This window comes from Bartonella mastomydis, from assembly GCF_900185775.1.
In the GTDB taxonomy this organism is placed as follows: domain Bacteria; phylum Pseudomonadota; class Alphaproteobacteria; order Rhizobiales; family Rhizobiaceae; genus Bartonella; species Bartonella elizabethae.
Genome location: NZ_LT883138.1, coordinates 232,647 through 254,180, shown reverse-complemented (window position 1 = coordinate 254,180; position 21,534 = coordinate 232,647). Strand labels below are relative to the sequence as shown.

The window sequence follows — 21,534 nt, the reverse complement described above, 5'->3', positions numbered from 1 at the left end:
GTAAGATAAAAGCAGACATAGGAATATTTTATGATAATTTAAAGTGATAAAAAATATGATGCGCATAAACTTACCTCTCCTTCATTATGCGTGCTTTTCTATAACGTGCTCAACCAAAGAAAATCGATAAAAGTTGATAAAGTGATATTGCAAAAAAGATGAGAATAACTCTAATATAGAGGGGTGATGACTGTTGAAACTGGTACACGCTATATTTTAACCTTTGTCGTTGCTTAAAAGAGTTTATCTTCACTCTCAATTTTAAAGAGTGATAAAAATGAAAGAAAAAAGAATGGTCAAGCTTAACAGTGGGTATCAAAGTCACCTAAAATATTGGCTCACTTGCATTATTGGATTTTTTGCTATCTTGGCAATTATAGTTGTTGGTGGATTTTATATTGCAAAGCCCTATCTTGACAGTTTTGTAAAACAAGAGATAGCACGTCGTGCCATAAAAGCAGAGACATCTGAGGTCAGCATTCTAGGTAAAGTCAATTTGAAGAATGTTACACTCCCCGTTCCAGCCGGTACATCACTTAAAATTGGTGCCATTTCTGCTCGTCCTCCTCTTTCCTTTATTCCTGGAACTTTTACATTTTATAATGTTGATTTAAAGCATAATAATATTCATGTAAAAATTCCCCAAATTTCTTTTAAAAGCGTATCCTTAAAAGATAAAGATAGAACAATCACATCACGCCTTTTACAATCAATGATGCGTATTGATCTTGCCTCAATAAGTGCGCCTAATATACAGCTTTCTATAGAAAATAAAAACAAACAAACAGAAAAAGTTGAAGTCAAGAATTTCCAGCTTTCTGATTTTAAAGGCGGCCATATCCGTTCCGTTAGTATCAAAAATATGGATCTTAAAACGGTTGTAGTCAATGGTGATAAACAGATGCAGCTGATGGCTAAAAGTGATACAATAAAAGCTCATGATATCGACATCAATTATGCTTATTCTATCATTTTCGGAAACAATAATATTCTCAAACAAGGAAAAACCGTTACTGGCCCTATTTCTCTGAATAATATAAGTGTCGATATTTTTGAAGAAGCAGAAAAAAATAGCTCTTTCTTCCTTGGCCAATTTAACACATCTGGTCTAAAGATGAAACCGCTTGAACAAACGCCTGAAAAATTGGTCAAAGCTTATCTTAATGCAAGAAAAGAGAATAATAAAGTCGCAGAAAAAAGAGCACAAAATGGTCTTCTTCTAAACATACTGCTCGCCATTACCTCAGCAGATGCCAAAGTTGATAATGTCAGCGTTGATATCCCGCCATTAAAAGCAACGCTTGAATCATTTCAATTTAAACCAAGCTTGTGGAAACATCCTATCCCTAAAAAGCTTTTTCTTTCTCTCAATAACTTTTCTGTTTTACCTAAAAAAATGAATGAAAAAGATTTAGAACTTTTTAAAAAGATGGGATTTGAACAAATTGATGTTTCAGGAAAACTTGATATTTCTTACGATGAAAAAAAACATATGCTCTTTCTTGATGCAATGTCTTTCAATATGAAAGATGTTGGATCTGGAAACATATCAGCTAAAGTTATTGATGTTGATGAAAAGCTTTTTTCTGGTCAACAAAATATCATGATTGCTGCTTCTCAAAACCTTGGCATCAATGAAATTGATATACAATATCGGGATGCGGGTTTTATTGATAAGCTTTTTTCTTATCTTGCAAAAAACCTTAATGACAGCCAACATGATCTTAAAAAGGAACTCTATGACGATTTCTATTTAATGATGACGCAAACCCCAAAAATGTTGCTAAAAAATCAAAATGAAGCAGAAAAAATTTCAAAATCCTTAGGTGAATTTGCTAAAAATCCGCAAACATTAATTGTTAAAATTAAAGCAAAAGATAATAAAGGGCTCACAATGATTGATCTCGAATCCGCTTTACAAAATGATCTATCCAAGGCTTTAAGCAAAGTAGACCTCGCTATTAAAAATGAAGCATCGCCTTAAACGTATCGTGCTTTGGACATAATGATCTTGTCTATAAATCAAGAACTTTATTCCTCTTTTTGCTTTTATATGATACAAAAAGCATCATGATAGAGTTACTTACACAGAGAATATAGAAACATAAAATTGTCGATAGTTGGAGTTGTTCATGTCTGATTTATCTTCAAATCGCTTGCCTAATCGCGCTTCTCGTGTCACCAATCAAGCGCTTTCTGCTATCGAGCGTTTTCTCCATATTGAAGCTCTTAGTGGTATTGTTCTTTTACTTGCTGCTGCTGCTGCACTCATTTTTGCTAATTCTCAATATGCTGCTCTCTATGAATCTTTTTGGCATACACCTCTTGGCTTTAATTTGGGGCATTTCACTCTTTCATGGGATTTACATTTCTGGGTTAATGATGCCCTTATGACTATTTTCTTCCTCGTCGCAGGAATGGAAATTCGACGCGAAATTCATGAAGGTGCTCTTGCCAATTTTAAACAAGCAATTTTACCAATTATTGCTGCAGTAGGGGGTGTTTGTGTCCCTGCCATCATTTATTTCATTTTCAATTCTAACGACGGGCATATCCACGGTTGGGCTGTGCCAACCGCAACAGATATTGCCTTTGCTCTTGGTATTCTGGCTCTTCTTGGAAAAAAAATTCCTTCTAATCTTCATATCATTCTTCTCTCTTTAGCAATTATTGATGATATTATCGCTGTTCTTATTATTGCTTTTTTCTACTCAACAAACATTGAGCCTAGCGGTTTAATGATCGCAGGAGCGGGTATTGCGCTGGTATTCTTTTTTCAATGGATTGGACTTGCATCAGCATGGCTGTACATTTTACCTGGCGCAATCATTTGGTGGGGTTTATTGGTAACAGGCGTTCATCCATCCCTTGCTGGTGTAATCTTAGGTATGATGACTCCCGTTTTTCCTACACGCACTCTTGTAGCGCCACTCACCCAGCTCAGCAACGCTATGCAAATTCTTCAAGAAAAAAACACAAAAACAGATCTCCATCATATTTCAACTGCCTTGAAAAAAATGCGTAAAGGACAACGGGCCATGATTGCGCCGGTAACGCGTGTTCAAAAAGCCCTGCATCCATGGGTTGCATACGGTATCATGCCGATTTTTGCCTTTGCAAATGCAGGCGTAAGTTTTGCAAACTTTGACCTTTCTTCCCATGAATCATTTTTAATTGTTCTTGGTGTTGTTATTGGTCTTTTTGTTGGAAAACCTCTTGGCATTATCACAGCTAGTTATCTAGCCGTAAAATCAGGACTATGTCGTCTTCCTCCTCAAATGACATGGACCGGTATTTTACTCATTGGTTTTTTAGCAGGAATTGGCTTTACAATGTCTATCTTTGTTTCAATGCTCGCCTTTAAAGATATTATCCTGCTTGATGCTGCAAAAATTGGTGTTCTTTGTGGCTCTGGTTTATCTGCTCTTATTGGTCTGGGATATGGCTTTATTTATATTAAGCGCAATAAAGACATCTCTCATAGTTCCGAATAAAACCAAACAATCATCTGCTTTGTTGAAATAATTTTTTAGCATAATCAAGATTTTGCCTACTATTCTTGAAATGGGGGTATCTGCTTGCTAAGATATTTTTATCTTACGTTCTTGCTGGTTAAATAAGCGATTTGAAAAACTCCATAACACCGTTAAAAATTGCTTTTTATTGTTTCATTTATCAAAGATAAGAAGATTAAAGTCTCAAAAAAAGTTGCTGTTATTATCGCCTCTGTCCTTAACTTATTTTCTGCCCTCAAACATGCTTGAATATATCTCTACAGATCGTTCTTATATCGCTATATTCGTCTTCTACGAGAATGAAAATATCATGATCACAACAGAGATTAATAGTCTTTTTGGCAGAGCTTTCCTCTTTCAAACTCTTTAAAAAGTGCGTTAAAATTTAATGATTACCAATCGTCTCAATTAAAATATTAAGATATATAATATTTTTTTCAGTACTCTTAAATTATCGTGAGAAAACCTTTAAAACTCTAGATCTCACATAGAAACTAGATCATAAAGGAGAATAGATCACAGATAAATTTTTAAATGATATTCATAAATGGGTATATTTTATTTATTGTCAAAACAAGTCTTGTCTATATGGTGTCGTATTTGATTATGGATTAAAGAAACAGAGGCGGTTCCATCAATGACGATAAATCGTTCGTCTATTTCTGATAAAAGTTGATATCCTTCATAAACTTTTTCAATAAATGAGCGTTTTTCTTCGTATTTTAAGACTAAACCATCCCTTTTTTGCAATCGTTCGATAAGAGCAGCAGGAGGCAAATGAAGGTAAAATGTGATCTGAGGTCTTGGAATAGCTTGATTTAATTGAATCACACTTTCAAGAGAAAGACCTCGAGCGTAGAAATAAACAAGACTAGAATAAACATATCGATCACTGATTAATAAATTTTGCGATGAAGTTAAAGAAGGTTCGATAATTTCAAGCGTATGTTTGCGTCTATCTGTTGCGGCTAAAAGCGCTAAAAGCAATGGATCAATCTGTTTTCCACTCTCTAAATAATCTCTAACCTCTGGTTTATTTCTATACCAATTACTAGGCTGAAAAGTTTGTATGATATGTTTTTCTTGTGAGTAATGATGAGAAATTTCTTTTGTTTGAGTTGTCTTTCCACTCCCATCGAATCCACATAAAGCAATAAAAGAGCCAGAATATTTTTTTAGAGACCACATGGAATTATAAATATCTTTATTAAGATACATTTTCTCTCCATCCATATAATTTACATCATTTTACATTTAAAATCTTCTTGTTTACAGATAAAGCATTTTATCTCTTGACGTCAAAAGTATGATATCAAGAACCCTCTCCCCTTCAATGGAGGAGCTTGAAATTTTTATAAATTATTGACTTCTAGGATAATATTTTTAATTTTTAACCAAATAAAAAGAAAATTCTGAAAGTTCTATACTATTAATTCTAAAGTATAATTCCCTTTTATAACACACAAGTGCATTATTCTTCTCTATCAATCATCTCTTATAAGCAACTCCCCTTTATCTTATATTTAGAAGATCCATAAAAAGTATTTTATGTTGTTCCTTAAATTGTTTTTATTTACTATAATAAGCTTGTTTATAATATGAACAAAAACAGCTTTTTCTTTATCATAAGAAAATTTTCACTGTATTCATTACCTTATCAAATTAAAAATATAAATTATGCTTATAAAGCAAATCATTCATACATATGACAACTTTAATGTTCTTGAAACTGAGCGTTTAAAAATATTTAACTCTTATCCAGTCCATAAACAGCATGTAATGTTCTCACCGCAAGTTCAGTATAAGCGCTATCAATCAAAACAGAAATCTTAATCTCAGAAGTCGTGATTGCTTGAATATTAATACCCTTTTCAGCCAAAGCCTTAAAAGCTGTAGCGGCAACACCTGCATGGCTGCGCATTCCAATACCAATCACAGATATTTTGGCAAGATCACTTTCAAATTGGAGAACATCAAATCCAATTTCTTTCCGATTTTTCTCAAGAAGTGCAACGGCTTTTTCTACATCAGCTGATGGGACCGTAAAAGTCATATCCGTTTTTGAGCCATCTTCAGAAATATTTTGCACAATCATATCAACATTAATGCATTCTTCAGCCAAGGGACCAAAAATTGCTGCCGAAATCCCTGGACGGTCGGCAAGCCGACGCAGCGAAATTTGTGCTTCATCCTTAGCAAAAGCAATACCCGTAACATTTTGTTGTTCCACGATTTCATCCTCATCGCAAATAAGTGTTCCAGAAGAACTCATTGGATCCTCCATGCCTAATGCATCAGGATCCTCAAAACTTGAACGTACAAAGGTACGAACCTTATGAACCATGGCCAATTCAACAGAACGAACCTGTAAAACTTTTGCTCCAAGAGAAGCCATTTCCAGCATTTCTTCAAAAGCTACTTTTGGTAAACGGCGGGCTTTTGGTTCTATACGTGGATCCGTCGTATAAACACCATCCACATCCGTATAAATATCACAGCGATCAGCTTGTACAGCCGCGGCTATAGCAACAGCACTTGTATCTGATCCTCCTCGCCCTAAGGTAGAAATCCGATTATCCGGAGCTAACCCCTGAAAACCAGCAATAACGGCAACCTGACCTTCCTGAAAACGCTCTATTAAAAAAGACCCATCAATATCAGTAATACGTGCACGACCATGCGCATTGTCTGTATGAATAGGGATCTGCCAGCCAAGCCATGAACGTGCATCAACACCCATTTCTTGAAGTGTTAAAGCCAGCAAACCTGAAGTAACCTGTTCACCAGAAGCAACCACAACATCATATTCACGAGCATCTCTATGGATAGGCGAAGCATCACGCGTCCACTGAACAAGTTCATTGGTTTTACCGGCCATCGCAGAGACTACAACGGCAACTTCATGGCCTGCATCAACCTCTCTTTTAACATGCCGAGCAACATTATGAATACATTCAATGTTTGCAACAGACGTTCCACCAAATTTCATGACAATGCGCGCCATTAATAACACTCTTACCTTTACATCTCTTATCTCAAACGATAATGAGAATAAGATGCTCTATAAACTAACCATTTTCTCGACATAGCGAATATCTATCATTTGTGCAAGTTGCATTATGATTATATTAATTTTTCTTGACTTTGTATAAAACCTACTGGACTTGATCATTAAAAATAAAAGGAAGGCAACATGAGAGATGAAACACAAACAACTGTTGATCAAAGTGAAATTGATCACTTCTCACGAATTGCTACAGAATGGTGGAATCCACAAGGAAAATTTCGACCTCTTCATCAATTTAATCCAACACGTCTTGCTTACATCAGAGAAAAAATCTGTTTAGAATTTAATCGTGACCCTGTTTCACTGACGCCCTTTGATAATTTGAAAATTCTTGATATTGGCTGTGGGGGAGGATTGTTATGTGAACCCATGGCGCGTCTTGGCGCTATTGTTGTGGGCGTCGATGCCGCACAAACGAATATTGAAGTTGCAAAAATCCATGCAGCCCAAAATAACCTTTCAATTGATTATCGCACGACAACAGCAGAAGCACTCGCCAATGAAGGAGAAAAATTTGATATCATCCTTAATATGGAAGTTGTTGAACATGTCGCTGACGTTAATCTCTTCATAAAAGCGACAGCAAAAATGCTAAAACCACAAGGGTTGATGTTTGTTGCAACACTCAACCGCACGTGGAAAGCATGGGGGCTTGCTATTGTAGGCGCTGAATATATCCTCCGTTGGCTCCCTAAAGGAACCCATGATTATAAAAAATTCCTAAAACCTCAAGAACTTAAAAATTTCTTATCAAAAAACGCTCTGACTGTTATTGATGAGATAGGGATTACTTATAATCCATTAAACGATAGCTGGAATCGCTCAAAAAACATGGATGTTAACTATCTCCTTCTCGCAAAACGGTCTTAAGGAATATGATAAGCTTAAGGGGTATGTCATTTACAGCGATTATATGCCTTGCAATAAAGAATTGAGTTTTCCCTCAGCTTCTAAAGCGTAAAGATCATCACAACCACCAACGTGATAATCACCTATAAAAATTTGTGGAAACGTATTACGTCCATTCGCGCGCTGTACCATTTCTTGACGAAGGGACGTGGAAGCATCAATATCTGTATATTTTACGCCTTTTTTATCAAGCAAATCACGTGCTTTTGTGCAATAAGGACAACCGGGGCGTGTATAAATCATTATCTCTTTCATAAGTATTATCCTCCAAATATTTTTTAATAATATCCACTTTAAATTCCTACTGAGAAGAAGGAAATATAGAATCTTCTTTAAGGACACGCGAAAATGTTAGCACATCAACCCGTCGTGCACCTGCATATTTTAGTGCAGCAGCAGCTGCCGTAACTGTTGCTCCCGTTGTAAATACATCATCAATCAGTAAAACGGAACATCCTTTGAGATATTTTTTAACTTTATGCGAAACCTTAAAAGCATTTTTTACGTTAAGTTTTCTTTCTCTTGAAGAAAGACTAACCTGCGGGCGCGTATGCCGACAACGAACAAGCCAACTGGGTTTTAAAAGCTTTTTTTGTGATGCTGCAATATAACGCGCAAGCTCAGCAGATTGATTATAACGCCTCTCCCAAAAACGACGAAAATGCAATGGAATGGGAATAATAACATCACACTCATCAATAACCTCACGTCCAGCAGATATCATCCAATTAGCCATAAAAGAGGCCAATTCTATATGATCACCATATTTTAAGCGCGTTACCAAAGTGCGTGCAAGCCCTTTATGAACAATGACTGAGCGAACACGTGAAAAAGGGTAAGAATTACGCAGCGCTTCACCACTGAGAAAACCATCCCCCATATCACAAACAAAAGGTGTCCCCATAACAGGACAATAAGGTTTCGTAATAAATTGGAGATCTTTCCAACATTCAGAGCAAATCGTGCCATAAGTAGAGACATTTTGCTTACATCCAGGACAAATTGGTGGATAAAGCATCGTTTTAAAGCGCTCAATGAATTGACTGAGCACATCCCCGCTATTTAAAGCCGCTTCTCGAAAGTAAAACATTATAAATTTAGGCTTTTACAAGTTCCCCGTAGAACAAAAATTCCTTTGTATTTCCTCAATTTATAAATTTAATTTCTTTAAAAACTCTTAAGCCCCTATAAACTTATTTTTCTTTCACATTATAAACTTGACAGAGCGCGCGCAAACATGAACCTTTTCAAAATATATTCTTTCATAGATCGAAAGTGTTCCATAATATGGCCCATCCTTTAATTTTTGATCATAACCGCATTGAACAATTCCGCAAACGCGCTTTCCAAAAAGCAAAAAAAGGATATGACTTTTTACTCTCTCTCACGGCAGAAGATCTCTATCAACGTCTTAGAACTGTTGATCGCCTCTTTACATTAGCTCTTGATTTACACAGCCATACAGATCTTGCCACGCAAGCTCTCATAAAATCTGGAAAGGTTTGTTCTATAGAACGTATTGAAACCGATACGCTTTATCAAAGCCATGATAAAAAATTTCATTTACGTCATCGAGAATTTCTTGATTTTCCTCAAAACTATTGTGATCTTATTGTTTCACTTCTTTCATTACAATTGACGAATGATACCCCTGGTGTTCTAAGCCAGATAAAAAACACCCTTAAACCAGATGGTTTATTTCTAGCTGTTATGACAGGAGCAGGGACACTCAAAGAATTACGTGAATGTCTCCTACAAGCTGAAATTGAAATTTATGGTGGAGCAAGCCCTAGAATCTATCCTTTTGTCGACATTCGTGATGCAGGCGCTCTTTTACAGCGTGTTGGATTTGCTCTTCCTGTAGCAGATGTTGAAGAGATTACAATACGTTATAATACAATGTTTGACCTTATGGACGATCTTAAAGCGATGGGAATGCAAAATGCCCTCATCAATCGCTCACGACGCCCTGTCTCCAAACGCTTTTTTCTCCGCGCTGCTGAAATCTATGCACAAAAATTTAGTGATCCTGATGGACGTATTCGTGCACATTTTTCTTTCATCTGGCTCTCTGGTTGGGCTCCTCACCCCAATCAACAAAAACCTCTACATCCTGGTTCTGGGCAAATATCTCTTACAGAGGTTTTAAAACCCAAAAAAATATAACCCAAAATCATTTTTCAAAAATACTTTTATCCGTTGTCCGTAATATTTGACTGGTGATCGTTCCTGCTATCATTGAATCACTCACATTTAAAGCGGTACGTCCCATATCAATCAGCGGCTCAATAGAGATAAGGACAGCAACCAAAGTTACAGGAAGTCCCATGATTGGTAACACAATCAATGCTGCAAAAATAGCCCCTCCCCCTACACCAGCAACACCAATGGAACTCAATGTTACAATCCCAACAAGCGTCGCAATCCAAGTAGGATCAAGAGGATTAATCCCCATAGTTGGTGCAATCATGGTCGCAAGCATTGCTGGATAAAGACCAGCACACCCATTTTGTCCAATTGTTGCCCCAAAAGAAGCAGCAAAACTCGCGATGGATTGCGGTACACCTATCCACTGTGTTTGCGCTTCAATATTCAAAGGAATACTTGCAGCACTTGAACGACTGCTAAAAGCAAATGTCAAAACTGGTAAAACTTTTTTGAAAAAACGGAAGGGGTTAATTCCTGATATGCCGAGCAGCACACCATGTATTCCAAAAATTAAAATAATACCGACATAAGAGGCAATGATAAAAACGAGTAAATTTAAAATATCTGAAACATGCGAAGATGCTCCTACTTTTGTCATAAGTGCAAAAATACCATAAGGTGTCAAAGCAATCACAAGACGAACTAACCGCATAATCCAAGCTTGTGCTATTTGAATAAATAAAAGTGCTTTTTCCCCTTTTTCTGGCTCATCTTTCTTCAAAAGAAGAACCGCAGCTCCCAAAAATGACGCAAAAATAACAACACTGATAATTGATGTACGCTTGGAGCCACTTAACTCAGCAAAGGGGTTTTTAGGAATTAAAGATAAAATCATCTTTGGAATATTCATATCTCCAAGCTGAGAAATACGATCTCCAAGAACAGTGGAAACATTTTGCCCTTCATGCACCAAACCATTTGCCGTTAAACCAAAGGCATTCACAACCAAAATGCCAACCAACGCTGAAAGAGCCGTTGTAAAGAGTAATATTGAAATGGTCATTATACTCATTTGTCCAACAGCATAAACAGAATGCAAATGAGCAACCGCTGAAACGATAGAGATAAAAACTAATGGCATAACAATCATTTGGAGTAACAAGATATAACCATTCCCAACAATGTTAAACCATTCAACGGATTTCAATAAAGTGACTTCACCTTCTCCATAAATAACCTGCAAAACACCACCAAAAATCAAGCCAAAGATAAGCCCCAACATAACACGGCGTGAAAGACTCCATTGCATTCTTTTACTTTGGGCAATCCACAATAAAAAAATAACAAATAGAAATAAATTGATGAAAAAATTAAATGTCATTGTCTATGCCCAGTCTATATCCACAATTGTTATGATTGATGGTGAATAATATGCATCATTCAAAATCAATGCATAATATTTAAAACTAAGGTATAAAACTTATAAGGATTTTAAAAAATCATTATTTTTTTAATTTATAGATTAAAAGAGAATTTTTTATCTACGAATAACTGTTTAAAGAAAATAAATAAATTTATTTCCCCACTCTTTAAAATTAAAGAGCTTATCAAATAGTTTAAAAAGAGAAATATAAACACCTTTCATTGCATTTTAATATTGAATAATTCCAACCTATCTTATTTTATCAAAGTCCTTATCACTCTCTTTTTCCCTTTAAGTTGAAAAAAGCTTTCTTTAAAAATGATTCATTAACAAACGAATATTCATGAATTTTCTGAAAAATAAACTATCAAGCTCCTCTTGCCAATTTTATGGACAGCACTCTCAAAAACTTTTGGAGAAGAAGCTTTTTTGTTGTTCGCAATTTTTTATAGGCATAAAAAATGCCCTCTCAATAACAAAAAAATCGCAAATGTGAAGGCTTGAAAAACCATAATACCTATTGAACGGCAATACAACTAATAATGCACATAATTATTTAATACAATCTAAAACACAATGCCAACAAAAATACCCTATATCTTATCGATATGACCAAACTAAGTGATATCAACCGTCATAATAGCCGTATTCAATATCGGTCTATTTATCAAAGATAAGGAGTTAAATCACTCATGAAACGTACCATAACATTTATTATTTTATCTTCTCTATTGATACTTTTGTTTGCTGTATTAATATCACTTGGATATACGAAGGTGAACGATCTGAATCTGTATGATGAACTTTATCAGTCATATCTCAATAAAAACTGTAAAAGTTCAGGGTATCGCGAAAAAGAGGAAATAGCAAAAGAATATATAAAAATATTTAACAGTAAGATGGAACCTGTCATATCTACAGAATAAGATAAGGGATTGTTTTAGAAATATCGAATAGAACAACACGTGAATCTTTATGATTAGATATTTTAAAGTATTACCCAAAGCTACTCGTTTTTTGTGGATGTTTTACTATTTTTAAGTAAGGAATTCCAATGCGTATGCAGGTCTGCTAAATAATAAAATAGGATGCTTTTTATTTATTGAGAAAAGACCTTTCCCTCGAAAAACTTGAAGAAGACTTTTAGTAATCTGATGTTTGAATACGTAAAAATTTTCTATATGCTCCAACGAGAATTAACCAAAAAGAACAAATTATCCGTATAGAGAAAATGATCCTTCATAGTTTTCCTACCCATTAAAAAATCCAGCTATTGCCTTCATGATGATTGTATAACGATACCGTATAATGTCACAAAAAAGGTATACGAATCCCTATGCAATCTTGCTCTTAAAACACGGAAGCAACAAGCCGTTAGGAAGCATACTCTACATTTTTAAATAATAAAAGAAGTATTTGTGACTTACCAGCATAACAAACTAAGATTTTGTATTTTTACTCTACAGAATAAAATACTTCGTATTTTATACATATTGAATATAAATAATATTTTTATCCCTTATTTAAAAGTAATAAAATTATTTTCTATTCCCCTTCATAAGAGGAATAAGCTAAATAGATCAAATAATCTCTAGTACAACGATATAATATAGAGGTTATAGAAATATCGTTATCGTAGTAATTTTCAGTATGCTCGAGATCTTTGTATTGCATCCCTTATGAGCAATGTTGAAAAAAACGGGGATATTTTCTCTAAAATAAATGAACTACTCCTATGATATACAGTTCTAAAAGAATACAAAGTGTCTTTGCTTTAAATTTAATAGGCACATTCTAAAAATATAGGTTCTACAGACTCATTCCAAATAGAAGAGTAATGAGACAAAAGTTTTTCAGCATCTGTTTGCCCTGTTGCCACAACCTCTTCTAAAGGATTAAGAAAATTTGTTTCATCAAAACCATTTGCATCATACTGTTTGCGATTTTTTAAGCCCTTGCGTGCAATAGCAATAGCTTGACGGGCTAATTCTAAAAGAATGGTTTGACGAAAAGGAGTTTTAAACCCTTCTTTGGGAACGCGTTGGCGCATATCTAAAACTTCTTCAAAACACCAATCTTTAGTCAAAGCCTCTGCATCGTTAAGCGCCTCTCTATCATAAAGAAGCCCAACCCAAAAAGCCGACAATGCACAGATACGCTTCCAAGAACCGCAATCAGCGCCTCTCATTTCTAAAAATCTTTTTAAGCGGACTTCAGGAAATAACGTTGATAAGTGATTAATCCAATCTCCCATATTCGGAATTGAATTTGCAACGTGTCCTCTTAATGCTCCATTCATAAACTGACGAAACGTTATATGTGTACAATCATAATAACGACCATCACGTACAACAAAATACATGGGAACATCAAGGGCCCATTCAACGTAATCAGCAAAACCAAAATGCTCAGAGAATATAAAGGGAAGAACACCTGTCCTGTGATTATCCGTATCACGCCAAATTTCAGAACGCCATGACAAAAAGCCATTTGGACGTCCTTCTGTAAAAGGTGAACTTGCAAATAATGCAGTCGCAACAGACTGTAACTTCATAGATACTTGCATTTTTCGCCGCATATCACTTTCAGATGAAAAATCAAGATTAACTTGAACTGTTGATGTGCGATACATCATATTCAGACCATTATGCCCGACTTTCGGCATATAATCAGTCATAATCTGATAACGTGATTTAGGCATTTTCGGCGTTTCTGCTAACGTCCACTTTGGGCTCGCTCCCATCCCCAAAAAACCAATACCCAATGGTTCTGCAATTTTCTTGAGAAGCGTTAAATGTTCTATTAACTCATGATACGTCTGACCTACTGTTTTTAATGGTGCCCCAGATAATTCAAACTGTCCCCCAGGTTCCAAAGAAATAGCCCCCTGATCAATTGATCCTACAAGCCCAATAATATTCCCTTCATCTAAAATAGGTTTCCATCCTAAAGCGCTTTGCATCCCCTCTAACAGCGCTCGAATTCCTCTCTCTCCGTGATAAGGAACAGGATGAAAACCATCTCTATAAAACGGAAATTTCTCATGTTCTGTACCAATACGCCAATCTTCTTCTGCTTTATACCCCCCTTGGAAATAGCTAACCAAGGAATCTAAGTTATAAACTTCACTTTCATCCATTACATCAAGCGCCATAACTTATCGTATCCTATCATTAGTATTATCATCTTAAATGAATTGTTTAGAAAGATTTTACAGACATCTCAATCCATTGACCAATCCCCTACGGTAACATTAAGAAGAGCCAAAGCCGCAACAGCAGCAGTATCAGCGCGTAAAATGCGTGGACCTAATGATATTGAAACCACAAAAGGATGCTTTTTTAAAAAGCTCCGCTCTTCTTCACTAAATCCACCTTCTGGTCCAATGAGAACACCAGGTGCTGTAACATCACGCTTTTTAAAAGAAGATAATGGATTATGCGATTGATGCTCTTCATCACAAAAGAACAAAGGCTGCGTCTCATCCCAACGTGCTAAAAGCTCTACTAATGATAGAGCGGATACGCATTCAGGGAGAGATAAAATACCACATTGTTCAGAAGCTTCAATCACATTGGCTTTCATACGCGCCATATTGATACGCGTAACCTGTGTATGATGCGTTATAACAGGCTGCAAAACCGATACCCCCATTTCAACAGCCTTCTGCACCATATAATCCAACCGCGCGTTTTTGAGTGGAGCAAAGCAATAAATAAGATTGGAATGCGTCGTTTGTAATCTTTCTTGATGAATAAGCTGAACTAAAACAAATTTTTTCTTAACAATAATAAGTTTAGCAAGCCACTCACCATCCTGTCCATTAAAAAGTAGAATTTCTGCTCCTTCTTTCATCCGCAAAACATGCACAAGATAAAAAGCTTGTGCCCCTTCTATCTTTATTTCTTCATTCAAAGCCAATGTCTGTCGGATAAATAATCTTTTAAGTTTATAGTTTATGCGCATAAAATCTTGCCAATGCTTACTATTGTCATCAAGAAATGAAGAAAAAGATATAACAAAAAGAAAAAAATATATCTATAGAACTATAATATATTAAAGAATTATAGAGTTTTTTTAACTTTATGAGATAATGATAGGAACCAATAGATCATTAAGTGATTCTGCTTTCATACAAATTTAAATAATACACCATTCATCTCTGCATTCAGTCATTCATGCATCAGTGGAGGAAAGATATGTCTGCTAAAAAAGCTACAATTATTACGATTACAACCCTCTTAGCCTTTATTTTGATTACAGTGGGTATTGGTTCTGTTGGAGCAGATGGAAAGCATACAGTGACCAAAGATGGATATGGTATTTCTTCTCAGATTCAATAAGTTCTGGTTGATATGCCTGAACATTTTAAGGCAACAAAATATTTTGTAGCAATTTTCTAAGATTTGCGCGCATATTATAACTCTCCTGTATTTGAAAAATTACAGAGAGAGGTGTTTTTATTCCTCTCTTAAATTTTTTTATTTACATAACAACTGCATTTATCTGACAAAGAGGAGGATTCTTAGTTTCATCACGAATAGAAAGTACGAGAATCTTATGATCTTGAAATCTCTTATTTAAATTTAAAAACGACTTTAAATTGCAAAGAGACGAATTATTATTATCGAATAGAGTGTTATGCAGATGAAAAACAATACTCAATCTGCGTCAATGTCTTTTGTAACCAAAAAACTACCATGATCTTGTCCTTTAGAGCTCAGAGAAAATGTAAAAGGCCATGCAAGGCTGTTAGCAAGACATTGGACATCTTTACATAAAGTTTCTGATCTATGATTTTTGCGCAATTGTGCCTGTAATATCAATTCATTCTGCTGCTCTTGAGCAAGAGCAGGTGTAACAGTCCCCTGTATGGATAAACTCAAGTCTGCTGTACACATCAATGACTCTGTCACTTTCATCACAGCTGCTGAAAGGCTTGTCTGAATATCCCAGTGATCAAAACTTGTGGAGAGAGAATCATTATTGGTTAAAAGAAATTGTTGTTTGCTTGAAAGTTGTGTTTGTAATTCATTCAAATCATACCCTAAGAGCCGCCCAGAAGACATCTTTAGTGTTAATCCACCCTGCATTTTTGTAAAAACTTCCATCCAAGAACCCGCAAGTGTTTGTATCGTTGCAGTAAAATTTGCTTTGCTCTGTACAAATGGAATAAATCCTAAGGCTTCTAAAGCCTCCTGCGTATCAATGGAAGCCCCTGAAATATTTCCTCCAATACGTATTTTCTGCCCAGTAGGCGTAACTTCAATAGTACTTTGAACGGATCCACCCCAAATATTTGCATGTCCAAGATCAAAAATCCCATGCCCCTTTTTTATTTGTATTGCAGCAGCTAAATTTGTGAGTGAAATATTTTCTATTTTGGCTTGTGGTGCAGAAAGTCGTATATCCACCCCAATATGATCAAAAAGCGCCATATCAAAGAATGAATTTTCTTTTTTAACCCCCAAAAACAGTGAACTCAAAAGGTTAAGGTCTAGATTATCAAATGCTAAAGAGCCCATGATATTTGGTACATAATCTTGAAAATCAAGTTCCAAAGCCCCACGTGCATTAGCTTTCCCCACCGTAAATGCAACATTGTTCATTTGGATATGCATGGGCCGCGCTAAAAAATGAGATTCCCATACAATAGGGGCCTTTAATCTATATCCCCAAAACTGATTCTCTCCAATCCAAGACAATGTCTGATTCCATCCCGGAGAACGCATCGACACCTTTCCGTCAAAAATATAATATTCAGATAACCTAGCCTGTCCTGTAAAGGTTATTCCCCCACGTACAGAATTGAGGCTTGCCTTAATCTGGCTTTTTCCTCCTGCCAAAAGCAACAATACTTGAGAAGCATCAATTGATAATTTTGTAAATTCTCCGCGCCAACGAGCATCTGCACGCAACCGTACTTCCTCTGTCGATTCTGGCCAATCTAAAGTCGCATTTAATCCTGTTATTTTTTCTGCTATTCCTGAAAGACTATCATGATAAACAAGAGAACCATTTTCAATGACAACCCGCCCAAAAGGTTGTTTTAAAAGATGCTCTATCTCTGGATGATCAGGGTTGTGTTTTAATATTTCACGCGCCTTGCGTATGGCTAATCCTAACGTGCCTTGTGAGCGAGAAAATCGATCAAAAAAATCTGCCATTGTTTTAACGGGCTTTTCCATAACAAATTGAGGACGCATAATGCGCGTTTCTGAAAAAGAAACACGCCCCCAAAGAAGGTCGACAACAGAAAGATCAACTTCTATGGATTCAGCTTCCATGAGTGGCGCAACATCATCCATTTTTGATGATAAAGTAACACCGGAAAGCCACGCTTTAGGATAAGGGAAAAGATTTAACCGCGGTGGATCACGCAATTGCACATTATAGCCCGTCCATGCACTTAACTCTTGCGCTAAACGAACACGAATCAAATCTGTAGAGATAAGATACGGTAAAACGAGAATCCCCACCCCAAATAAAAAGATAATTGTAATAAAAATTCCGCTCAAAAATTTTACTATTCTGATGCGCACAATATCCCTCTACACATATTCCCCTAGTAACAGATTAAAAACAAACTTAAATAATCGTTAATAAGACTTCTTATACCCCCATAATTCACCATATCCATTTTGTATTTTCATTATTTTTGTTCTTTATCCAAAGTTTATTTAAACAGCAATATTGTTGCTTCTTCATAAAACAATTATTTAAACGTCTTCTAAAACTATAAATCCACAACATTATCAAACCATTCTTACTGTTCCCCTATGAATATTGCTATAAAACTCTATCGTATTATTAGAAAATGCTTTACAAAAAAACAAACAGCCTTACCGAAAGGATCTCTCTCATGAATAATATTATTGACGGAAAAAAACTTGCTGAAGAGATTATTGTGAAAGTTAAGGCTGAAACAACAAAACTCCGAAATAACTATAATATACAACCTAGTATCGCTGTCATTATCGTTGGAGACGATCCTGCAAGCCAAGTCTATGTCTCCTCAAAAAATAAAAAAGCTGAAGAATGTGGGTTTCTTTCAATTAAACATGTCATTTCCAAAGAAACGCAAGAAAAAGAGCTTCTTCAACTTATTGCAATGTTAAATTCTGACCCCAAAATTCATGGTATTTTAGTACAGCTCCCTCTTCCCGCCCACATCAATACAAATCGCATAACACAAGCCGTTGCTTTTCAAAAAGATGTTGATGGTTTCCATTATGTCAATGTAGGAAAACTCGCAGCAAATGCACTTGATGATGCTATTATTCCCTGTACACCAGCTGGTGCCATGATGATGATTGAACAACACTGTGGGCGTGATTTATCTGGACTGGATGCTGTTGTTGTTGGACGTTCTAATATTGTTGGAAAACCTATGGCTGCTCTTTTAACAGCAGCCAATGCTACTGTGACAATTGCCCATAGTCGTACCCGTGACCTTGATGATGTATGTCGGAGCGCCGATATTCTCGTAGCGGCTGTAGGCCGTCCTCAAATGATTAAAAAAGACTGGGTGAAAAATGGTGCAATTGTTATTGATGTTGGTATTAACCGCATTGCCGCACCAGAAAAAGGTGTAGGAAAAACGCGTCTTGTTGGAGATGTCGATTTTGAAAATGTAAAAGAAAAAGCTGCTGCAATTACCCCTGTTCCAGGAGGTGTTGGCCCCATGACAATTGCTATGCTTATGGTTAATACACTCAAAACCGCTGCCCGATTACACAATCTTCCTATACCCAAATTCTAAAAATTTTAACAATCATTGTACATGACTTCATTGCGCATGGTTCACTTTGTTTCTTTTTGCATTTCTCATGTCATAAAAACAGATGCTCCTTGATCTGCGCGATTAACCGATTGACGGAAAACACGAAAGAGTTCGCGTCCAACACCCTGTTCATTTTTTGAAAGATCAGGGGGGATGACTATTCGTGCATTAAATTTTGCTAAATCCTCTAAAAGAGTTAATTTACCCCCATGAACATCGAGGAAAACAATGTCACCATCTTGCAACCGCGCAATGGGACCATTATCCAAAGCTTCTGGTGTCACATGGATGGCAGCAGGAATTTTTCCTGATGCTCCGGACATACGCCCATCGGTTATCAATGCTATCCTTTGACCGCGATCTTGTAAAACGCTTAAAATAGTGGTTAATTTATGAAGCTCTGGCATCCCATTGGCTTTTGGTCCTTGGTAGCGAATAACAGCAATGAAATCTTTATCATGCAACGCTCCAGATTGAAAAGATTTTTGGAGCTCCTCTTGATCATTAAAGACAAGGACTGGTGCTTTAATCTGCCAATATTCTTCTTTAACAGATGAAACTTTTATAATAGCTGTTCCCAAATCTCCCGATAAAACACGAAGACCACCGTCAGGCTGAAATGGTTTTTTCCACCCTGCTAACACCTTATGATCACCACTCTCCTTGAGAGCCGGTTCACGTACCACACCGCCATCAGCAGAAAGTTTGGCTTCAATGGCATAAGCATTGAGATCTTTACCAAAAACTGTAGAAACATCTTCATGCACTAAACCGGCTTCAATAAGCTCACGAATAATAAATCCTATTCCCCCTGCAGCATGAAAATGATTGATATCAGCCAAACCATTCGGATAAATTCGTGCTAAGAGAGGTACATGGCATGAAATTTCTGCAATATCACGCCACGTCAATTGAATACCGCAAGCGGCAGCTATAGCCATCAAATGAATCGTATGATTGGTAGAACCTCCTGTTGCATTTAACCCTACAATGGCGTTCACAAAAGAACGCTCATCGATGATCATACCAAGTGGTCTATAATGATCACCAAGATCTGTCATTTCAAGTACACGCTTTGTCGCTTCTTTTGTTAGAGCATCACGCAACGGTGTATTTGCATTAACAAAAGAAGCTCCCGGCATATGCAGCCCCATCATCTCCAGTATCACCTGATTTGAGTTAGCAGTTCCGTAAAATGTACATGTTCCTGGTCCATGATAAGAACGGGCTTCTGACTCCAACAAGGTTTGGCGATCTATTTTATTTTCCGCGTAAAGTTGACGTATTTTTGCTTTTTCATCATTACCTTGACCCGTTGTCATAGGACCAGCGGGTATAAAAATTCCTGGTAAGTGACCAAATGTTAGTGCACCGATCAATAAACCAGGAACGATTTTATCACACACCCCAAGATAAAGTGCTGCATCAAAGACATTGTGTGATAAGCTTATCGCTGTCGCCATTGCAATCACTTCACGTGAAAAAAGGGAAAGCTCCATCCCTGTATTCCCCTGCGTAACACCATCGCACATCGCAGGAACACCCCCTGCTACCTGTGCAACACCACCAACCATACGGGCCGCTTCTTTAATTAAGTGAGGAAACTTTTCAAAAGGTTGATGCGCTGAAAGCATATCGTTATAGGCCGTAATAATGCCAATATTTCCAACGATATCTCCCTTCAAACGCTCTTTGTCTATTGCACCACAAGCAGCAAAACCATGTGCTTGATTAGCGCATCCCAAAAGACTTCGCTTGGGACGGTGGGTTTGTGCGTTCGCGATGCGCTCTAAATAAATTTCCCGTGTTGATCGAGAACGTTCATAAATCCTTCGTGTAACTGTAGCAATTATCTTGGAAAGTGCCATATTTACTTCCCCCCTTTCATTATTTCTCTCCATTATTCATTAAAGAGAGATTGCGTTTCTATTCCTCTTGTCTCTCATGTTCTGATTCACTTATTTCATTTTCTGCAGGTGACCAATAAACCTGCACAAGATGAGGGGAATTACGCAAAATTGCCCGAATCGGCATCTCTATTTCAGATCCATCTTGACAAGCTTCTTCAAAACAATCGCGTTTCTGAAAACCTTCAAAATGGAGAATAATACAACGCGATTGCATAATAACTGGCAAAGTTAGTGAGAGTCTTGGCTCAAAAGCACTCTTGGCATGAAGTGGTAAAACAAGTGCTTGTGTTCGAAGATCAAGGGCTTGCTTTAAACGATCAGCATCAGGAAAAAAGGAAGCCGTATGTCCATCAATCCCCATTCCTAAAACAATAACATCAAAGGGTTTAGGCAAAGTATTAACACGACTTGCTGCTGAAAAAGCTGCAAGTTCAACGGTGCGTGCCTTATGATAAAGTCCTACAAAACGCGCTTTTGCAGCAAAATTTTGCAACAAATAACGCTGTACCATATGTTCATTTGAACGCTCATGGTGAGCTGGTACAAAACGCTCATCAACCAAAGTGATGATAATATTTTGCCAGTCAATGTCAGCCTTTGATAAATAATGAAAAAACAATTCTGGTGTTTTTCCACCAGAAACTGCTAAAATTGCACGTTTGCGCTCAAGAACAGCTATACTAAGCTCTGCTGCAACACGGTCAGCCAATGCTAAAGCAAGAGTCGTGGGTGTTTCAAAATTTAAACGGTCAATATTCATTCCATGCACACTTACTGCT

At 36.6% G+C, this 21,534-nt stretch carries 16 protein-coding genes; 6 read left to right on the top strand and 10 right to left on the bottom strand.

Going from position 1 to position 21,534, the window contains the following annotated elements:
- The first annotated feature begins 277 nt into the window (after positions 1–277).
- Together FJG96_RS04275 and nhaA are read left to right on the top strand one after the other, a co-directional pair.
- Positions 278–1,984, top strand: a complete 1,707-nt coding sequence (locus FJG96_RS04275) for a hypothetical protein (protein WP_139412888.1) — start codon at positions 278–280, stop codon at positions 1,982–1,984.
- 148 nt (positions 1,985–2,132) lie between these two features.
- Entirely contained in the window at positions 2,133–3,494 is a 1,362-nt protein-coding gene (gene nhaA, locus FJG96_RS04270; RefSeq protein WP_139412887.1) for a Na+/H+ antiporter NhaA, read from the top strand.
- 579 nt (positions 3,495–4,073) lie between these two features.
- Here nhaA and tmk read toward each other — a convergent pair.
- Positions 4,074–4,733: a dTMP kinase gene (tmk, locus tag FJG96_RS04265; RefSeq protein WP_139412886.1), complete on the bottom strand. Its 660-nt coding sequence runs from the start codon at positions 4,731–4,733 to the stop codon at positions 4,074–4,076.
- Positions 4,734–5,262: 529 nt separating this feature from the next.
- Positions 5,263–6,519, bottom strand: a complete 1,257-nt coding sequence (locus FJG96_RS04260) for an aspartate kinase (RefSeq protein ID WP_139412885.1) — start codon at positions 6,517–6,519, stop codon at positions 5,263–5,265.
- Positions 6,520–6,708: 189 nt separating this feature from the next.
- Here FJG96_RS04260 and ubiG point away from each other — a divergent pair, with 189 nt between their 5' ends.
- Positions 6,709–7,452, top strand: coding sequence for a bifunctional 2-polyprenyl-6-hydroxyphenol methylase/3-demethylubiquinol 3-O-methyltransferase UbiG (gene ubiG / locus FJG96_RS04255; protein ID WP_139412884.1), 744 nt, complete (start codon positions 6,709–6,711; stop codon positions 7,450–7,452).
- Between the two features lie 39 nt (positions 7,453–7,491).
- Here ubiG and grxC read toward each other — a convergent pair whose 3' ends face one another.
- Positions 7,492–7,746 carry a glutaredoxin 3 gene (gene grxC, locus FJG96_RS04250; protein WP_139412883.1) on the bottom strand — a complete coding sequence of 85 codons (255 nt, stop codon included), beginning with the start codon at positions 7,744–7,746 and terminating at the stop codon, positions 7,492–7,494.
- Positions 7,747–7,792: 46 nt separating this feature from the next.
- On the bottom strand, positions 7,793–8,581 hold the full coding sequence (locus tag FJG96_RS04245; RefSeq protein WP_139412882.1) for a ComF family protein: 789 nt from the start codon (positions 8,579–8,581) through the stop codon (positions 7,793–7,795).
- Positions 8,582–8,778: 197 nt separating this feature from the next.
- Here FJG96_RS04245 and FJG96_RS04240 point away from each other — a divergent pair, with 197 nt between their 5' ends.
- Positions 8,779–9,657, top strand: coding sequence for a methyltransferase domain-containing protein (locus FJG96_RS04240; protein WP_139412881.1), 879 nt, complete (start codon positions 8,779–8,781; stop codon positions 9,655–9,657).
- Between the two features lie 7 nt (positions 9,658–9,664).
- Here FJG96_RS04240 and FJG96_RS04235 read toward each other — a convergent pair whose 3' ends face one another.
- The 3 genes from FJG96_RS04235 to FJG96_RS04220 form a co-directional block, all read right to left on the bottom strand.
- A complete protein-coding gene (locus tag FJG96_RS04235) occupies positions 9,665–11,020 on the bottom strand; it encodes an L-cystine transporter (protein WP_005773985.1) in 1,356 nt (451 codons plus the stop codon).
- Positions 11,021–12,842: 1,822 nt separating this feature from the next.
- The gene (locus FJG96_RS04225; RefSeq protein WP_139412879.1) at positions 12,843–14,216 is read right to left on the bottom strand and encodes a glutamate--cysteine ligase; all 1,374 of its coding nucleotides are present in this window, start codon (positions 14,214–14,216) and stop codon (positions 12,843–12,845) included.
- Between the two features lie 68 nt (positions 14,217–14,284).
- Positions 14,285–15,028, bottom strand: a complete 744-nt coding sequence (locus FJG96_RS04220) for a 16S rRNA (uracil(1498)-N(3))-methyltransferase (protein ID WP_139412878.1) — start codon at positions 15,026–15,028, stop codon at positions 14,285–14,287.
- A 233-nt stretch (positions 15,029–15,261) separates the two neighbouring features.
- Between FJG96_RS04220 and FJG96_RS08850 the strand changes: the two genes are divergently transcribed.
- Positions 15,262–15,405: a hypothetical protein gene (locus FJG96_RS08850; protein ID WP_005773989.1), complete on the top strand. Its 144-nt coding sequence runs from the start codon at positions 15,262–15,264 to the stop codon at positions 15,403–15,405.
- Between the two features lie 318 nt (positions 15,406–15,723).
- On the opposite strand, the gene FJG96_RS04215 is transcribed toward FJG96_RS08850, so the two are convergent.
- Positions 15,724–17,604: an AsmA family protein gene (locus tag FJG96_RS04215; RefSeq protein WP_139412877.1), complete on the bottom strand. Its 1,881-nt coding sequence runs from the start codon at positions 17,602–17,604 to the stop codon at positions 15,724–15,726.
- Positions 17,605–17,924: 320 nt separating this feature from the next.
- On the opposite strand from FJG96_RS04215, the gene folD reads away from it, so the two are divergent.
- Complete coding sequence (gene folD, locus FJG96_RS04210; RefSeq protein ID WP_139412876.1) at positions 17,925–18,824, top strand: bifunctional methylenetetrahydrofolate dehydrogenase/methenyltetrahydrofolate cyclohydrolase FolD; 900 nt, start codon at positions 17,925–17,927, stop codon at positions 18,822–18,824.
- A gap of 65 nt (positions 18,825–18,889) precedes the next feature.
- On the opposite strand, the gene edd is transcribed toward folD, so the two are convergent.
- On the bottom strand, positions 18,890–20,713 hold the full coding sequence (gene edd, locus FJG96_RS04205) for a phosphogluconate dehydratase (RefSeq protein WP_139412875.1): 1,824 nt from the start codon (positions 20,711–20,713) through the stop codon (positions 18,890–18,892).
- A gap of 58 nt (positions 20,714–20,771) precedes the next feature.
- A complete protein-coding gene (gene pgl, locus FJG96_RS04200; RefSeq protein WP_005773994.1) occupies positions 20,772–21,524 on the bottom strand; it encodes a 6-phosphogluconolactonase in 753 nt (250 codons plus the stop codon).
- Positions 21,525–21,534 lie beyond the last annotated feature (10 nt).

Coding starts and splice junctions, on each gene's coding strand:
- FJG96_RS04275 (WP_139412888.1), top strand. CDS start 278: ATGAAAGAAAAAAGAATGGTCAAGCTTAACAGTGGGTATCAAAGTCAC.
- nhaA (WP_139412887.1), top strand. CDS start 2,133: ATGTCTGATTTATCTTCAAATCGCTTGCCTAATCGCGCTTCTCGTGTC.
- tmk (WP_139412886.1), bottom strand. CDS start 4,733: ATGTATCTTAATAAAGATATTTATAATTCCATGTGGTCTCTAAAAAAA.
- FJG96_RS04260 (WP_139412885.1), bottom strand. CDS start 6,519: ATGGCGCGCATTGTCATGAAATTTGGTGGAACGTCTGTTGCAAACATT.
- ubiG (WP_139412884.1), top strand. CDS start 6,709: ATGAGAGATGAAACACAAACAACTGTTGATCAAAGTGAAATTGATCAC.
- grxC (WP_139412883.1), bottom strand. CDS start 7,746: ATGAAAGAGATAATGATTTATACACGCCCCGGTTGTCCTTATTGCACA.
- FJG96_RS04245 (WP_139412882.1), bottom strand. CDS start 8,581: ATGTTTTACTTTCGAGAAGCGGCTTTAAATAGCGGGGATGTGCTCAGT.
- FJG96_RS04240 (WP_139412881.1), top strand. CDS start 8,779: ATGGCCCATCCTTTAATTTTTGATCATAACCGCATTGAACAATTCCGC.
- FJG96_RS04235 (WP_005773985.1), bottom strand. CDS start 11,020: ATGACATTTAATTTTTTCATCAATTTATTTCTATTTGTTATTTTTTTA.
- FJG96_RS04225 (WP_139412879.1), bottom strand. CDS start 14,216: ATGGCGCTTGATGTAATGGATGAAAGTGAAGTTTATAACTTAGATTCC.
- FJG96_RS04220 (WP_139412878.1), bottom strand. CDS start 15,028: ATGCGCATAAACTATAAACTTAAAAGATTATTTATCCGACAGACATTG.
- FJG96_RS08850 (WP_005773989.1), top strand. CDS start 15,262: ATGTCTGCTAAAAAAGCTACAATTATTACGATTACAACCCTCTTAGCC.
- folD (WP_139412876.1), top strand. CDS start 17,925: ATGAATAATATTATTGACGGAAAAAAACTTGCTGAAGAGATTATTGTG.
- edd (WP_139412875.1), bottom strand. CDS start 20,713: ATGGCACTTTCCAAGATAATTGCTACAGTTACACGAAGGATTTATGAA.